10 protein-coding genes are annotated in these 17,109 nt (G+C 68.8%); 9 read left to right on the plus strand and 1 reads right to left on the minus strand.

Translation table 11 applies throughout. The features are described 5' to 3' along the window. Positions 1 to 66 precede the first annotated feature (66 nt). Positions 67 to 933, minus strand: a complete 867-nt coding sequence (locus KIK15_RS14565; protein WP_214245432.1) for a neutral zinc metallopeptidase — start codon at positions 931 to 933, stop codon at positions 67 to 69. A gap of 133 nt (positions 934 to 1,066) precedes the next feature. Here KIK15_RS14565 and aspS point away from each other — a divergent pair, with 133 nt between their 5' ends. The 9 genes from aspS to ruvX all read left to right on the plus strand — a co-directional run bounded on the left by aspS (position 1,067) and on the right by ruvX (position 16,967). After that, positions 1,067 to 2,857 (plus strand): aspartate--tRNA ligase, encoded by a 1,791-nt coding sequence (gene aspS / locus KIK15_RS14570; protein ID WP_214245433.1) that lies wholly within the window; start codon positions 1,067 to 1,069, stop codon positions 2,855 to 2,857. Between the two features lie 18 nt (positions 2,858 to 2,875). Next, positions 2,876 to 3,835, plus strand: a complete 960-nt coding sequence (locus KIK15_RS14575) for a DUF389 domain-containing protein (RefSeq protein ID WP_214245434.1) — start codon at positions 2,876 to 2,878, stop codon at positions 3,833 to 3,835. Positions 3,836 to 3,941: 106 nt separating this feature from the next. Next, positions 3,942 to 7,442 carry a DUF2126 domain-containing protein gene (locus tag KIK15_RS14580; RefSeq protein WP_214245435.1) on the plus strand — a complete coding sequence of 1,167 codons (3,501 nt, stop codon included), beginning with the start codon at positions 3,942 to 3,944 and terminating at the stop codon, positions 7,440 to 7,442. Further along, positions 7,439 to 10,165 carry a circularly permuted type 2 ATP-grasp protein gene (locus KIK15_RS14585; RefSeq protein ID WP_307851904.1) on the plus strand — a complete coding sequence of 909 codons (2,727 nt, stop codon included), beginning with the start codon at positions 7,439 to 7,441 and terminating at the stop codon, positions 10,163 to 10,165. The genes KIK15_RS14580 and KIK15_RS14585 overlap by 4 nt, the downstream gene beginning before the upstream one ends. Beyond that, entirely contained in the window at positions 10,162 to 11,106 is a 945-nt protein-coding gene (locus KIK15_RS14590; protein WP_307851905.1) for a transglutaminase family protein, read from the plus strand. Before KIK15_RS14585 ends, KIK15_RS14590 begins: the two co-directional genes overlap by 4 nt. Positions 11,107 to 11,233: 127 nt before the next feature. After that, positions 11,234 to 12,367 (plus strand): hypothetical protein, encoded by a 1,134-nt coding sequence (locus KIK15_RS14595; RefSeq protein ID WP_214245436.1) that lies wholly within the window; start codon positions 11,234 to 11,236, stop codon positions 12,365 to 12,367. Between the two features lie 5 nt (positions 12,368 to 12,372). Next, positions 12,373 to 13,743 (plus strand): replication-associated recombination protein A, encoded by a 1,371-nt coding sequence (locus KIK15_RS14600; protein WP_214245437.1) that lies wholly within the window; start codon positions 12,373 to 12,375, stop codon positions 13,741 to 13,743. 57 nt (positions 13,744 to 13,800) lie between these two features. Then, the gene (alaS, locus tag KIK15_RS14605; RefSeq protein WP_214245438.1) at positions 13,801 to 16,473 is read left to right on the plus strand and encodes an alanine--tRNA ligase; all 2,673 of its coding nucleotides are present in this window, start codon (positions 13,801 to 13,803) and stop codon (positions 16,471 to 16,473) included. Beyond that, entirely contained in the window at positions 16,470 to 16,967 is a 498-nt protein-coding gene (gene ruvX, locus KIK15_RS14610) for a Holliday junction resolvase RuvX (protein ID WP_214245439.1), read from the plus strand. Before alaS ends, ruvX begins: the two co-directional genes overlap by 4 nt. The last annotated feature ends 142 nt before the right edge of the window (positions 16,968 to 17,109 follow it).

Here is a 17,109-nt window from a genome sequence, read left to right on the forward strand (position 1 = left end):
GGTGCGCATCGGCGATCGCGTCGATCGCGCTGGGGCTTCGGGGTGGGTGGGATGGCGGTGGCGTGGTCACAGCGACCGCGCCGAGAAGGTGTCGCACGATCGGGGATCGCCGCTCTGGTACCCGGTGCTGAACCAGCGCACCCGTTGCGCCGACGAGCCGTGGGTCCAGCCCTCGGAGTCGTTGTTGCCCGACAGCGTGTCGTCGCCGATAGCCTTGGCGGTGACGATGACGTCGGAGATCTGTTGCTGCGTCAGCGGTTCGAGCATCGCATCGGGACCCTTGTCGGCGTGGTACGCCCACACCCCGGCGTAGCAGTCGGCCTGCAGTTCCAGGCGCACCGATCCCGAGGTGGGACCCGCCGACCCGAGCCGCTGGGCCTTGTCCATCGTGCCCATCAGGTTCTGCACGTGGTGACCGAACTCGTGCGCCACCACGTACTCCTGCGCCAGCGGGGCATCGCTGCCGCCGAGTCGGTCGGCCAGGGTGGCGAAGAAGGTGGGATCGAAGTAGGCGGTTTGATCGCCCGGACAGTAGAACGGGCCGACATCCGAACTCGCGGTGCCGCATCCATCGGTGGTGACCGACTGGGCGAAAATGCGTGTCTTGGGCTTGACGTAGCCCTCTATCAGCGTGGGCCACACTCGATCCAGGCTGTTGGTGGTTGCCACTATCCGACAGATCGTGTCGGTGTTGGCCTTGGCGATGGTGCAGCTGCGGATCTGGTTGTCGATCTGTTGATCCGATGTCGACTGGCCGGCCACCGAACTGCCCGATCCGCCACCACCGCCGAGGATGTCTCCGGGGTTGACCCCGAAGAGCACCGCCACGATGGCAACGATGATGCCCACGCCGCCGCCGATCGCGATGCGGCCGCCGCCGCCGCTTCCGGACACCCCGGAGGTGTCCAGTGGTCCGTCACCTCGAAAAGTCATCGCCGAACTCCTTCTCCCGCGCGGAGCGGGTGACGTAGGCGCGCGCAGCAAACGCGGTCGCGTCAGGTTTCACACTCTACGTAGGATGACGAGCGGTATTCGACCCAACCGCCCCCCGATCGAGAGGACCTCCGTGCTGCGCACCCACCAGGCCGGATCACTGCGAAGCGACAGTGCCGGTGCGACCGTCACCGTCGCCGGATGGGTTGCGCGTCGTCGTGATCACGGTGGGGTGATCTTCATCGACCTGCGTGACAGCTCCGGGTTGGTTCAGGTGGTCTTCCGGGACGACGAGGTCGCTGCGGCCGCGCATCGGCTGCGCGCCGAGTACTGCATCCAGGTGAGCGGTGTCGTGGAGACGCGGCCGGAGGGTAGTGAGAACCCGAACCTGGCCTCAGGTGGCATCGAGATCAATGCCGCCGCGCTGGTGGTGCTCAACGAGTCCGCGCCGCTGCCGTTTCAACTCGACGAGCAGCCGGGCGAGGAGGCGCGCTTGCGCCACCGCTACCTCGACCTGCGACGTGAGGGCCCTGCGGCCGCCCTGCGGCTGCGTTCGAAGGTCAACGCCGCCGCCCGCGCCGTGCTTGCCGACCACGACTTCGTCGAGATCGAGACCCCGACGCTGACCCGGTCCACCCCCGAGGGCGCGCGGGACTTCCTGGTCCCGGCTCGGCTGCGTCCGGGAACGTTCTACGCGTTGCCCCAGAGCCCACAGCTGTTCAAGCAGCTGCTGATGGTGGCGGGGATGGAGCGCTACTACCAGATCGCCCGGTGCTACCGCGACGAGGATTTCCGCGCCGACCGGCAGCCCGAGTTCACCCAGCTCGACGTGGAGATGAGCTTTGTCGACCAGGACGACGTCCTCGCCCTGACCGAGCAGATCCTGGTGGCGATCTGGGGTCTGATCGGGGTCACCGTGCCCACCCCCATCCCGCGGATGACCTACGCCGAAGCAATGCGCCGCTACGGCAGCGACAAGCCCGATCTGCGGTTCGGCATCGAGCTGGTCGAGTGCGCAGAGTTCTTCTCCGACACGCCGTTTCGCGTGTTCCAGGCCGAGTACGTGGGTGCCGTCGTAATGCCCGGTGGCGCATCACAACCGCGCCGCCAGCTCGACGCGTGGCAGGAGTGGGCCAAGCAGCGCGGCGCCAAGGGGTTGGCCTATGTGCTGATCGGCGACGACGGCACGCTGGGTGGACCGGTGGCCAAGAACCTCTCCGACGCCGAGCGGGCCGGGTTGGCCACGCACGTCGGCGCCCAGCCCGGTGACTGTGTGTTCTTCGCCGCCGGCGCACCCAAGGCCCAGCGGGCCCTGCTCGGTGCCGCGCGTGGGGAGATCGCCACGCGGCTGGGGCTGATCGACCCCGACGCGTGGGCGTTCACCTGGATCGTCGACTTTCCTATGTTCGAGCCCACCGCCGAGGCCACCGCAAGCGGCGACGTGGCGGTGGGGTCGGGGGCCTGGACCGCACTGCACCATGCGTTCACCTCGCCGACCCCCGAGTCGGCCGCCGCCCTCGACACCGATCCCGGCGCGGCTCAGGCCTACGCCTACGACATCGTCTGCAACGGCAACGAGATCGGCGGCGGAAGCATCCGCATCCACCGCCGCGACGTGCAGGAAAAGGTGTTCGCGATCATGGGTATCGACGCCGCGCAGGCGCAGGAGAAGTTTGGATTCCTGTTGGACGCCTTCGCCTTCGGGGCACCACCGCACGGCGGAATCGCGTTCGGGCTGGACCGGATCACCGCGTTGATCGCCGGGGAGTCCTCGATCCGGGAGGTGATCGCCTTTCCCAAGTCCGGTGGTGGCGTCGACCCGCTGACCGACGCACCCGCGGCCATCACGGCCCAGCAACGCAAGGAATCCGGCATCGACGCCACGCCGCCGGTCGCCGGATCCGCTGCGGGCTCAGGCATGTGAAACCGACCGGGGATTGTCGTGCAGCATCTCCGCATCATCGCGCCCGCAGCGGTCAGTGCCGAAGTGATCGCACATCTGCGTTCTGATCGCGGGGTCACCCACCTGGTGATCCATCACGGTGCGGCAGTGCAGCCGCTCGGTGACCTGATCGAGGCCGACGTCACCCGCGAGGCGGTCGACGAGTTGCTCACCGCGTTGGTCAGCATTGGCGTACCGGCCACCGGGTGCATCACGATGGAAGCCCTGGACACCGTGCTCTCGGCGGCCGCCGACAAGGCCGAGCGCGACGTACCCGGCGATCCCGAGGACGCGATCATCTGGGAAGCGCTCGTGCGGCGCACCCGCGAGGACGCCACGCTGACCGCGACCTTCCTCATCTTCTTGACCCTGGCCACCCTGATCGCCGCGGTGGGTGTCATCACCAACTCGGCCGTCACAGTGGTCGGCGCGATGGTGGTGGGCCCCGAGTTCGGTCCGCTGGCCGGCATCGCGGTCGGCCTGGTGCGTCGACGGCTCGATCTCGCGCGCCGCTCGTTCACCGCGTTGATCGTGGGCTTTCCCATCGCCATGGGGGTCACGTTGGCCGCGACCGCCTTGAGCGAGTGGACCGACCTGGTCACCGTCACCGACGTGACCGCCGCCGATCAGGTCGATTTCATCTACCAGGTCGGGGTGTTCTCATTCGTGGTGGCGGCGCTGGCCGGCGCGGCGGGGATGCTCTCGCTGGTCTCGGCCAAGTCGTCGGCGCTGGTCGGGGTGTTCATCTCGGTCACAACCGTGCCCGCCGCAGGGTACGCCGTGGTGGCGGCGACGCTAGGGCAGTGGCGGGTGGCCGCCGAGTCGGCGGCACAACTGGGTGTGAACATGATCGGCATCGTCGTGGCGGGCATGGTGGTGCTGTGGGTGCACCAGTGGGTCGGCACCCGCCGCCGAGCGGCCCGGCGAGAGTCCGAGATCACCCCACCGTCGGACTCCTGAGGCGGGATGTCTGGCCGAGCCGGGCCGGCTGATCTGTGATGGGATTGGCATGTCGGGTCCTCCCGAGCAGCCATCGCCCCGTCACAGTCTGAAAGGGTTGCTTCCGTTGACCATCAAGGTTGCTCTCGAGCACCGCACGAGCTACTCCTTCGACCGTCCGGTCAAGGTGTACCCGCACGTGGTCCGGTTGCGTCCGGCGCCGCACTCGCGAACACCGATCGAGGCCTACACCCTGACCGTCGAACCGGCCGATCACTTCATCAACTGGCAGCTGGACGCCTTCGCCAACTATCAGGCGCGACTGGTGTTCCCCGAACCGACGACCACGCTGAGCATCACCGTGGGTCTGGTGGCCGACCTGACCGCCATCAACCCGTTCGACTTCTTCATCGAGGACTGGGCCGAGGACTACGGGTTCAGCTACCCCGAGGAGATGCGGACCGATCTGGAGGCGTACCTGCGACCGGTCGCCGCCGGCCCCACCGGCCGGCACGCCGCCGCCGTGGACGCCGACAGTCCATTGGCCGCGGCGTGGGTCGAGCGGCATCGCCCCACCGAGACCATCCGGATCATCGACTTCCTGGTGGCGATCAACCAGGCGGTCCGTGACGACGTCGCCTACACCGTCCGACTGGAGGCCGGCGTGCAGTCTCCACAGGTCACGCTGTCCACCGGGGTCGGATCGTGCCGCGACTCGGCGTGGCTGCTGGTGGACATCCTGCGCCGATACGGACTGGCCGCCCGTTTCGTCTCCGGATATCTGGTCCAGCTCACCTCCGACGTACGCGCCCTCGATGGACCGTCGGGTCCCTCAGCCGACTTCACCGACCTGCACGCGTGGACCGAGGTCTACCTGCCGGGGGCCGGATGGGTGGGCATGGACCCCACCTCGGGACTGTTTGCCGGCGAAGGCCACATCCCGCTGGCGGCCACGCCACATCCCGGTGGGGCTGCGCCGATCACCGGGGCGACCGGCAAATGCCATGCCACGATGGACTTCTCGAACACGGTCACCCGGTTCCACGAGGACCCTCGCGTCACGCTGCCCTATACGCCTGACCAGTGGTCGCGCGTGGTCGACCTCGGGGCCGCGGTGGATGCGCGGATGGAACGGCAGGGGGTGGGACTGACGATGGGGGGCGAACCGACGTTCGTCTCCATCGACAACCAGACCGCGCCCGAGTGGACCACCGCGGCCGACGGTGCGCACAAGCGTCTGCTGGCCTCAGCACTGGCGGGTCGGCTGGCCGAGGTCTATGCGCCGACCGGCCTGGTGCAACGCAGTCAGGGCAAGTGGTACCCCGGCGAGCCGCTGCCGCGCTGGCAGATCGCCCTGATGTGGCGGACCGATGGGCAACCGTTGTGGCACAACCGCTCTCTGCTGGCCGATCCGTGGGCTGACGACGCGGGTGCCGCGCGGTCGATGGCGGTGGTGCCCCCGGACCCGACGGCTGAGACCGCTGCGCGCAGTGCGGCGTTCATGTCAGCACTAGCGCAGGCGATCGGTATCCCGGCCCTTGCGGTTCACCCGGTCTACGAGGACCCGCTGCTCAAACTCGCCGAGGTGTTGCGCCGGCCACCGGGAGAACCGACGCCCGACGATGCGCCCGCCGCAGTCGACGACGACGACCCCACCGCCGGGCGGCGGGGTCGCGGATCCGACATCGAGCCCGACATCGACGGTCCCGACGCGCGGTTGGAACTGTTGGCGCGCTTGGATTCTGCGGTCACCGCACCCACTGGACACGTCCTGCCGATCACGCGCACCGACGACGACTCCGCGTGGACCACGGTCGGCTGGTCGACCCGGCGGGGCCGTCTGGTGCTGACCGCTGGTACCTCGCCGGCGGGTCTGCGGCTCCCGCTGGACTCGCTGTCGTGGGCCGATCCGCCCGCCGCGTTCGAGGCCGATCCCACCGCTCCGGTGGCCCCGCTGCGCCCGTCCACACCCCCCACGGGGGCCATCGGCAGCGCGCCTGAACCCACCGAGGTACGCACGGCGCCCGCGCAACCGGCGGGTGCGGCCACCGCGGCCCCGACCGATCCGGGCACTCCGATTCCGCGCACCGCGATCGTCGCCGAGGTCCGCGACGACGTGCTCCATGTGTTCCTGCCGCCCACACAGCGGCTCGAGGAATTCGTCGAGCTGATCGCCGCCGTCGAGGCCGCCGCCGCCACCTGCGATCAGCCGGTGGTGGTGGAAGGCTATGGGCCGCCGTCGGATTCACGGTTGCAATCGTTGACCGTCACCCCCGACCCCGGGGTCATCGAGGTGAACATCCAGCCGACCGGATCGTTTGCCGAACAGTCCGCGCTCCTCGAGACCCTGTACGAGCAGGCGCGGTTGGCGCGCCTGGGTACCGAGTCGTTCGATCTCGACGGCAGCCACGGCGGCACCGGCGGGGGAAACCACATCACCCTCGGCGGCGCCTCGGCGGCGAGTTCTCCGATGCTGCGCCGACCAGACCTGCTGGTGTCGATGCTGCGGTACTGGCAGCGGCACCCGTCCCTGTCGTATCTGTTCTCAGGTCGGTTCATTGGCACCACCTCGCAGGCCCCCCGCGCAGATGAGGGCCGCGAGAGCGCCCTCTACGAGCTCGAGATCGCCTTCGCCGAGATCGACCGACTCACCGGCGAAGACGGTGGCGCGGCGCCGTGGTTGGTCGACCGCGCGCTCCGGCACCTGTTGACCGACATCACGGGCAACACCCATCGGGCCGAGTTCTGTATCGACAAGCTCTACAGTCCCGATTCCGCGCGCGGACGCCTGGGGCTGCTGGAGCTGCGTGCCTTCGAGATGCCGCCGCATCACCAGATGGCCATGGTGCAGTCGCTGCTGGTGCGCAGCCTGGTCGCGTGGTTCTGGGACGAGCCCTATCGCGGCAAGCTGATCCGACACGGGGCCGACCTGCACGGACGGCACCTGCTGCCGCACTACGTGATCAACGACATCGCAGCCGTCGCCGAAGACCTACGCGAGGCCGGTGTCGACTTCGACACCGCCTGGCTCGACCCGTTCACCGAGTTCCGGTTCCCCCGCCTGGGCACGGTGTCCATCCGTGATCAGGAACTGGAACTGCGGGGGGCCATCGAGCCCTGGAACGTGCTGGGGGAGGAGTCGACCGGGGCGGGTACGGCGCGCTACGTCGACTCCTCCGTCGAGCGCGTGCAAGTGCGCGTACAGGGCAGCGATGACGACCGGTTCATGTTGACCTGCAACGGATGTCCGCTGCCGCTTACCCCGACCGGGCGTCCCGGCGAGCGGGTGGCAGGCATCCGGTTCCGGGCGTGGCAGCCGCCGAGCGCACTGCACCCCACGGTGGGCATCGACTCCCCGCTCACCTTCGATCTCGTCGACACCGCCACCGGGCGGTCTGTCGGCGGTGCCACTTACCACGTGGTGCACCCCGGCGGCCGGGCCTACGATCGCCCGCCGGTCAACGCCGTGGAAGCCGAGTCGCGGCGCAACGGACGCTTCGAGGCCATCGGTCACACGCCGGGGCCCGTCGACACCGCGGCGTTGCGGGAGATGGCAGCCCGACTGGCCACCGATCTCGGGGTGCCGACGATCCTCGACCTCCGGCGGGCGCGTACGGTTCTGCGGTGACCTCGGCTCGTCTGACACCCGCCGGAGTTCCCGCACCGGTCATCGACCGGTACCGGGCCGAACGCTTCGCGCTCTTCGACGTCGACCTGGACGATCCGTCTGTCGGCACCTCGACCCATCCGCACGACGAACTCATCGACGCCGCGGGGAACATCCGTTCGCACTGGTCGGAGCTGGCGACAGCGTATTCACTGGTGGGTGATGAGGGTCTGGCACGGTCGGGCACCCGGCTGCGGACGATGGTCGCCGACGAGGGCATCACCTACAACGTCACCGGCGATCAGATGTCCGACCCGGCCCAGACCGCACGGATCTGGCAACTCGACAGCGTGCCGTTGATCCTCGACGACGCCGACTGGGCCGACGTGGAGGCGGCCGTGGCCCAGCGCGCACGCTTGCTCGACGCACTGCTGACCGACATCTACGGCGACCGACGGACCATCGCCGACGGCCTCGTCCCCGCCGAGATGGTCTTCGGTCACCCTGGCTACATCCGCAAGGCCGGACGGGTGGCCACCGCGGGATCACACACACTGTTCCTGCACGCCGCCGACATCGGTCGGCGACCCGACGGCAGTTTCGTCCTCTGGGGCGACTACACGCAGGCGCCTTCGGGCATCGGCTACGCGATCGCTGATCGACGGCTGAGTTCGCGCAACCTGTCCGGATTGTTCGGGGCGGTGGGTCCGCGGCCCATCACCACCTTCGCGGGCACCCTGCGGCTGGCGCTGTTCGATCACGCCCCTGGGGGCGTCGACGATCCCACCGTCGTGGTGCTGAGCCCAGGGTCGTTGTCGGAGACCGCATTCGACCAGGCCTATCTGGCCTCGATGCTGGGGTTCCCGTTGGTGGAGGCCGCCGACCTGCTGGTGCGCAATGGCGCGGTGTTCATGCGGTTGCTGGGCAGCCTCAAACGGGTCGACGTGATCCTGCGCCGCGTCGATTCACAGTTCTGTGATCCGCTGGACTTGCGCACAGATTCTCGGCTGGGCGTGGTGGGGCTGGTGGAGGCGATCGCGCGCGGCAACGTCAGCGTGGTCAACACCCTGGGCAGCGGGGTGCTGGAGAATCCGGCGCTGCACACCGTGATGGGTCGGCTCGCGCCCGCGCTGATCGACGAGCCGCTGATCCTTCCCACCGTCGAGACCTATTGGGGCGGAGACGATCTGCAGCGCAGTGAGCTGATGGCCCGGACATCGGAGCTGGTGTTCGACAACGTACGCACCGGCGAACATCTCCTCGGCCACCACCTCACCACAGCCCAGGCCGACGCGCTGCGCGCGCGGCTGGCCGAGCAGACCTGGCAGTGGGTGGGTCGACGGCCTGAACACTGGTCGGTCGCACCGTCGATGACACCTGCCTTCGCCGGAGCGGTCGGGCGGCTACGGGCGGCGCCGGTCGCGCTGCGCACGTTTGCGGTCGCGCGCACGGGTGGCTACTCGGTGATGCCGGGCGGATTGGGGATGGTGCTCGGCGCCGGTGCCGATGGCGCCGCGATGGGCGCCATCGCGGCCAAGGACGTCTGGATCACCAGCACCGAACCGATCGGCGACGGGTCGCGGGTCACCGAGTCCAGTGGGCGTATCGAGGCCGTCGCCATCGACGTCGGTCTCGGGGACCCCAACCACTCGGCGCAGTCGCCGCGGGTGCTGGCCGACCTGTTCTGGTTGGGGCGCTACGGTGAACGCGCCGAGCTGACCGTTCGGATGGTTGCAGTGGCCCGAGAACGCTTCCAGGCGCGGGATTCTCGACGGCCGCGACAGGGCGATGCGCTGGGGGTGTACCTGTCCGGGGTGGCCGAGGCCACCACGATGACCGCGCACCTCGGGCTCACCACAGGTGAACCGATCGAACAGGTGATGCCGACGTTGGTCCGCCTCACCATGTCCCGCTCGGCACCGGGTTCGGTGGCCCATGCGGTGGACCGGCTCGTCGCAGCCGCGCGAGCGGTCCGCGACCAGATGTCGACCAGTACCTGGATGGTGCTGGGCACCATCGAACGTGCTTTGGCCGACCTCGCCCACTCGGTCGTCGCCGACACCATGGACCGCTCGGCGTCCTACGGCACCGACCCCGGGATCGGTGAGAGTGCGACCGATCTCGACCGGGTGGACGTCGGTGAGTTGGCCCGCGCCCACGAGGGGATGTTGCACGGACTGCTGGCGTTGGCCGGCTTGCAGGCCGAGTCGATGGTGCACGACCCGGGGTGGATGTTCATGGACATCGGTCGACGTCTGGAACGTGCGATCGCTCTGGCTGAGATGACCCGCGCCGTGCTGGTGCCTCGCCACGATCCCGAGATCGAGCAGGGGTTGCTCGAGGCGTTCCTCATGGCCAACGAGTCGTCAGTGATCTACCGGCGGCGCAACCGGGGGCTGATGCGACTGCGGCCGGTGATAATGCTGAGCATGTTCGACGATTCCAACCCGCGCTCGATGATCTACCAGTTGACCCTGCTGCGATCGGATCTGTCCGGACTACCCGATGCGATCCGGACGGCCGCCGCCGAGCGAATCGTCGAAGACCTCATCTCCGAGTTGCGTCGGGTCGATCTGGGCGATCTGGTCAAGCCCGCCGACACCGGTCGCCGTGAGGAACTGTCGACGTTGATGCAGACCATCGCCTCGGGCGCGCGCGAGGTGTCAGATGTGTTGAACCGCACCAGGTTCGCCCCGCCCAGGGACCTGCGCCCACTGTGGGGCGCACGAACGGCGCTGCCGTGAGCCATCCGCTGGTGCCGGCGACCGCCGGTGATCGGCGCCGTTATCGGGTCACCCACCGCACCGTCTACGACTACGACGACGTGGTGAGCTCGTCCTACGGTCGCTGTTTCCTGTTGCCTCGTGACCTGCCCGGACAACGAGTGATCGAGTCGGCGGTGCTGATCGATCCCGAACCCGCCGATCGTTCCACCGGTGTCGACGTTTTCGGCAACAGCGACACCTACTTCCACGTGCGTACCCCGCATCGCCGACTCGAGGTGGTGGGTTCCTCGATCGTCGACGTCGACCCGGTGGACCTCGAGGCCCTGCGGGCCCCCGGTGCTCTGGCGAACTGGGAATCGGCGCGACCCCGGGTTGCGGGGACCCCGGTCGAGGTGGAGTTCACCCTGGATCTGATGCCGCCGGAGATCTCTCCCGCAGTCCGCGACTACGCCGACGAGATCATCGTGGCGGGTCGACCGATGATCGAGGTGGTGGCCGAGCTGACCACACGCATCCATGCCGACTTCGCCTACCGGTCCGGGTCGACGGCCATCAGCACCCGCGTCGACACCGTCATGAGCCGTCGGGAAGGGGTCTGCCAGGACTTCGCCCGGGTCGCCATCGCGTGTCTGCGGTCCAAGGGTCTGGCCGCGCGATACGTCTCGGGTTACCTGGCCACCGATCCGCCGCCGGGCCGTGAACGGGTGGTCGGCGCCGACGCCAGCCACGCATGGTTGCAGGTCTTCGTGCCCGACGTCGGGTGGATCGGGCTGGATCCGACGAACGACAAGTTCGTCGACGAGCGTTACGTCGTGCTGGCCTGGGGTCGCGACTACGACGACGTGCCACCGCTGCGGGGAGTCATCTATACCGATTCGGCATCGAGCACCATCACGGTGTCGGTGGACGTGGCACCCCAGGACGACACGCCGTCGATGCAGGTCGCACGCTCGGGCTGAGCTCGATTCCGACCCGGTGCGGGTCCAGGTGGACACCTGCACGCCTGCGATCAGCGGTGGTCGAAGTGTCCGGGTTGCCGGTTCCCCTCGACAGCGGGCGGCACGGCTTGGGTAGGTTTGTGGAGAAATGACCGTCATCACTCCGAGCCGCCCGGCACAGGCGGTCCGTGTTGCCGAGCGCGTGTTGTCGGCTCGCGCCGGATCTGCGGTCACCCTGGCCGACCCGATCGACCTCGGTGGCAGTGGACGTACCTCGGTGGTGCGAGCCCGGGTGGCGCAGAACCCGCTCTCACTCGATCGCAGCCTGGTGCTCAAGGTGTTTCCCGCCGACGCACACGATGGCGCGTTCGCCCGCGAGCTCGCGTCCTACAAGTACGCCACCGCCCTGCCTTCTGACTCCCGGCCGGGACCACAGCTGATCGCCTCGGACACCGCAGCGCGGTTGTTGGTGCTCAGCGACCTGGGAGACGGTCGATCGATGGTGGAGCTGCTCGGCAGCACCGATTGGTCCGACACCAGTCATGCCATCAGCGCCTGGGGGCAGGCGTTGGGGCGGATGCATGCCGCCACCGTCGGCGGTGAGGCCGACTTCGCGGCCCTGCTTCGGCACGGTCCGGGTCACGAAACCGTCGAGGCGGTCCGGGTGCCTGCGGGTGCGGCGGTTCAGGTGGCCGCCGACCTGATCGCAGCCGCGGTGGGGGTGCGGCTGCACGCCGAGGTCCTCGAGATGCTGCACCAGTGCCCGCATCTGTTCTCCGACGGAGACCACCGGGCGTTCAGCCCGTCGGACGTGGGGCCGCCGAACATCCTGATCAACGACGACGGCGTGCAGTTCATGGACTACGAGTGGGGTGGCTTCCGCGACGCCACCCTCGACATCGCCTACGCGCTGGTCACCTTCGTGCCCGAGCTGGCGCCCCGGTGGATGGCGCGACGCGACGAGTTGGAGACGGCGTTGATCGACGCCTGGCGATCGGAGATCCAGGCGATCTGGCCGGCTCTGGTCCACGACGGGCAGATGCACCGCAAGGTGTTGGCTGCGCGCACGCTGTGGGTGTGGTTGTCGACCGCCTGGATGCTGGACCCCGATCTCGACGTCGATCAGCGCACCCACGGCCTGGCGGTGCGCAGCAACGATCCTGCCGTGCTGGTGGCGCGGTGGCGCGACCTGTCGGCTGCGGGCCGCCGGATCGGACTGGTCGGGATGGGCGACTCGTGCGCTGAGGTGGCCGATGCCCTCGACGCGGCCTGGCATCGCTGAGACCCATGACCCACCCCGAGGGTGATGGCCTCTTCGCCGCGCCTGATGACCCCGAACCGGTCGCTCCACACCACCCGGGCCTGGGCGGGCCGTTGGCGGTGCGCATGCGTCCGCAGACCGTCGACGAGATCGTCGGGCAACGTCATCTGCTGAGCCCCGGATCCCCACTGCGTCGGCTGATCGAGGGCTCCGGTGCAGCATCGGTGCTGCTCTACGGTCCGCCGGGCACCGGAAAGACCACGATGGCGTCGTTGATCTCCACCGCCACCGGCCGCAGGTTCGAGGCGCTTTCAGCGCTGTCGGCCGGGGTGAAGGAGGTGCGTGCGGTGATCGACGCGGCCCGGCGCCGACTGGTGGAGGGCCGCTCGACGGTCTTGTTCATCGATGAGGTGCACCGCTTCTCCAAGACCCAGCAGGATGCACTGCTCGACGCGGTCGAGAACCGGGTGGTGCTGCTGGTGGCCGCCACCACCGAGAATCCGTCGTTTTCGGTGGTGGCCCCGCTGCTCTCGAGATCGCTTGTGCTGCAGCTGCAGCCGCTCTCCGATGCCGACATCGGGGAGGTACTCGACCGCGCGGTCACCGATGATCGGGGACTGGCCGGTGCGGTGACGATCAGCCCCGACGCTCGCGCCCACCTGATCGCACTGTCCGGCGGTGACGCTCGCAAGGCACTGACCGCGCTGGACGTGGCCGCCGATGTGGCACTCGGGCGCGATGGCCCCGACTCGACGGTGGGACTCGCCGACGTCGAGTCGGCCCTGGACACCGCCGCGGTGCGCTACGACCGCGACGGCGATGCCCACTACGACGTCATCAGCGCCTTCATCAAGTCCATCCGAGGGTCCGACGCCGACGCCGCCGTGCACTACCTGGCGCGGATGATCACCGCCGGCGAGGACCCGCGATTCATCGCCCGCCGCTTGATGATCCACGCCAGTGAGGACATCGGCATGGCCGATCCGACGGCGCTGCAGGTGGCCGTGGCCGCGGCCCAGGTGGTGGCGCTGGTGGGGATGCCCGAGGCGCGACTGGCCTTGACCCAGGCCACCATCCACCTGGCCACCGCACCGAAGTCACCTGCGGTGGTCGCGGCGATCGGTGCGGCCATGGGCGACGTGGCGGCGGGCAAGATCGGCCTGGTGCCCCCACATCTGCGCGATGGCCACTACGCCGGGGCGGCAGCATTGGGCAATGCGCAGGGATATCGCTACCCGCACGATGTCACCGACGGCGTGCTGGCACAGCAGTATCCGCCCGACGATCTCGTGGGTGTCGACTACTACCGGCCGACCGACCATGGGCACGAGCGTGAGATCGCGGCCCGGCTACGACGGCTCCGGTCGATCGTCCGTGGCCTGGGAGGCAGGCGGTAGTGTGGTCACACCGTCAGCCACCGCCGGTGGCGTCGTATCGGCAGTGAGGACCACCAGGTGCAGACCCATGAGATCAGGAAGCGATTCCTGGATCACTTCGTCAACGCCGGTCACACCGAGATCCCCAGCGCGTCGCTGATCCTCGACGACCCCAACCAGCTGTTCGTCGTCGCGGGCATGGTGCCGTTCGTTCCCTACTTCCTCGGCGATCAGACCCCGCCGGCAGCGCGCGCCACCAGCATCCAGAAATGCGTGCGCACCCTCGACATCGAAGAGGTGGGAATCACCACCCGGCACAACACCTTCTTTCAGATGGCGGGCAACTTCTCCTTCGGCGACTACTTCAAGCGCGAGGCGATCGGATTCGCCTGGTCCCTGCTGACCAACCCGCTCTCGCAGGGCGGTTTCGGCATCGACCCGACCCGCCTGTGGCCCACGGTCTATCTCGACGACGACGAGGCCGAGGGGATCTGGCGAGACGAGATCGGCGTACCCGCCGAGCGCATCCAACGCCGCGGCCTCAAGGACAACTACTGGTCGATGGGTGTACCCGGTCCGTGCGGTCCGTGTTCGGAGATCTTCTACGACCGCGGACCTGAGTACGGCGTCGAAGGCGGGCCCGAAGCCGACGAAGATCGCTACATCGAGATCTGGAACCTGGTGTTCATGCAGAACGTCCGTGGTCCGGGCGGAGGCAAGGACGCGTTCGAGATCCTCGGGCCGTTGCCGCAGAAGAACATCGACACCGGGATGGGTGTCGAGCGGGTCGCCTGCATCCTGCAGGGCGTCGACAACGTCTACGAGACGGATCTGCTCAAGCCCGTCATCGACGTGGCGCAGCGGTTGACCGGACGCACCTACGGCGCACCCGACGGCAGCGCCGACGACGTCCGGTTCCGGGTGATCGCCGACCACACCCGCACCGCGGTGATGCTGATCGCCGACGGCGTCACCCCGGGCAACGACGGTCGCGGATATGTGTTGCGGCGCTTGCTCCGTCGGATCGTGCGGGCCTCGCGTCTGCTCGGATCGCAAGAGGTGTCGATGGGCGCCTACGTCGAGTCGGTGCTCGCGACCATGGCACCGTCCTACCCCGAGCTGGCCGAACGGGGCGCCGCGATCACCGCGACCGCGGTGGGGGAGGAGACCGCCTTCCTGGCCACCCTGGCCGCCGGGTCGAAACTCTTCGACGACGCCGCTGTCGCCACCACATCGGCAGGCAAGAAACAGATCTCCGGTGCCGACGCCTTCACCCTGCACGACACCTACGGGTTCCCCATCGACCTCACTTTGGAGATGGCGGCCGAGGCCGGCCTGACGGTCGACGAGCAGGGTTTCACCGAGTTGATGGCCGAGCAGCGGGCCCGGGCCAAAGCCGACGCGACCGCGCGCAAGACCGGGCACGCCGATCAGTCGGTGTACCGCGAGTTCCTCGACCGTGGCCCCACCGAGTTCACCGGCTTCGACGAGCTGGTCTCGGAGGCAACGGTTCTCGGCATCATCGGGGCAGGTTCGTCGCAGCCGGTGGCCACGCCTGGCCAGCAGGTCGAAATCATCCTCGACCGCACGCCGCTCTACGCCGAGGCCGGCGGACAGACCGCCGACGTCGGTTCGATCAGCAGCTCGGCCGGTGCCCGCGCGCAGGTGACCGACGTGCAGAAGATCGCCAAGTCTGTGTTCCGGCATGTGGCCACCGTGCAGGCGGGCGAGTTCGCAGTCGGCGATGTGGTTGTCGCACAGGTCGATCCGCGTCATCGCCGCGGCGCCACCCAGGGGCATTCGGGCACCCATCTCATCGGTGCGGCCTTGCGCCAGGTACTCGGCTCCGGGGCCACCCAGGCCGGTTCACTGAACCGACCCGGCTACCTGCGGTTCGACTTTCGCGCGCAAAGCGGTCTGTCCGACACCCAGCGCGGCGAGATCGAGGAGATCGCCAACGACGCGGTCGAGTCGGACTTCCCGGTCAACACCTTCGAGGCCGGCCTCGACGAGGCCAAGGCGATGGGCGCGATGGCGCTGTTCGGCGAGAACTACGGCGAGCGGGTGCGGGTGGTCGAGATCGGTGGACCGTTCTCGATGGAGCTCTGCGGTGGCACCCACGTCACCTCCTCGGCCCAGGTCGGCCCGGTGACCGTACTGGGAGAGGCATCGGTGGGCTCGGGGGTGCGACGCATCGAGGCGTTCGTCGGCCTCGACGCCTACCGTTACCTCAGCCGGGAACGTGCTCTACTCGCGGCGGTGTCGTCGTCGCTGAAGGTGCCCAGTGAGCAGGTCCCCGATCGGGTGGCCGGCATCGTGGAGCGCCTGCGCGAGGCCGAAAAGCAACTGGAGAAGGTCCGGGCCGACGCAGCCCGCGCATCGGCGGCCACCCTGATCGCGCGTGCCCAGCGGTCCGGGTCGACGCTGGTCGTGGCGGCTAGGCTCGACGACGGACTCTCCGCCGGCGATCTGCGCGGCTTGGCCACCGACCTGCGCGGTCGGTTGGGCAGCGAACCAGGCGTGGTCGCGCTGTTCTCAGCGATGGACGGGAAGGTGCCGTTCGTGGTGGCCACCACCGCCGCGGCTCGCGACCTCGGGCTGGCCGCCGGGTCGGTGTTGGGTGAGGTGGCGCCACTCATCGGGGGTCGCGGTGGCGGAAAGCCGGATCTGGCCCAGGGATCGGGGACCGATGCCGACGCCATCGACGTTGCGCTGCAACGGATTCAGGAGTTGGCCGGGGCGGCCGGGTGAACCCAGCCGACGCCCGGTCGTCGAACGCGCCGCCACCTGAGCGTGGACGGCGGATCGCCGTCGATGTCGGAAGCGTGCGCATCGGCGTCGCATCGTGTGATCCTGACGGGGTGCTCGCCACCCCGCTCGAGACGGTCGCCCGGACAGCTGACGGCCGCGACGCCGACCGGATCGCGGCGCTGGTAGACGAATACGAGGCGGTCGAGGTGATCGTCGGACTGCCGACCACGCTGCGTGGCGAGCACGGTCGCGCAGCTGATGCGGTCGAGGCGTTCGTCGCCGTGCTGGCGCCACGGATCGACCCGGTGCCCATCACGTTGCACGACGAGCGACTGACCACCACCGTGGCCACCCAGATGCTGCGCGCCGGTGGTCGATCGGCCAAGAAGCAACGCGCGGTGATCGATCAAGCTGCCGCGGTCGCCATCTTGCAGTCGTGGCTGGATCTGCGGGCCACCCGACGAGCGGCGAGCGCGAGGCAACTCGGTGACTGATGAACCGCGCGCCTCACGGCGCGGCCGCCACGACGCGGGCGATCCGACCGAGACGCTCCGTCTGCGCCGGCTGCTGGAGAACGCCCCGCCCAACGACCGCCCGCATCGACGGGCCCGACGCGACCCTGTCGAGCCCGAGCGC

The sequence above is a fragment of the Williamsia sp. CHRR-6 genome (assembly GCF_018474015.1).
Lineage (GTDB): Bacteria > Actinomycetota > Actinomycetes > Mycobacteriales > Mycobacteriaceae > Williamsia_A.

What these genes read in the sequence shown, in the direction of transcription:
- KIK15_RS14595 (WP_214245436.1), top strand. Translation starts at nt 11,234, where the DNA reads ATGACCGTCATCACTCCGAGCCGCCCGGCACAGGCGGTCCGTGTTGCC.
- KIK15_RS14600 (WP_214245437.1), top strand. Translation starts at nt 12,373, where the DNA reads ATGACCCACCCCGAGGGTGATGGCCTCTTCGCCGCGCCTGATGACCCC.
- KIK15_RS14565 (WP_214245432.1), bottom strand. Translation starts at nt 933, where the DNA reads ATGACTTTTCGAGGTGACGGACCACTGGACACCTCCGGGGTGTCCGGA.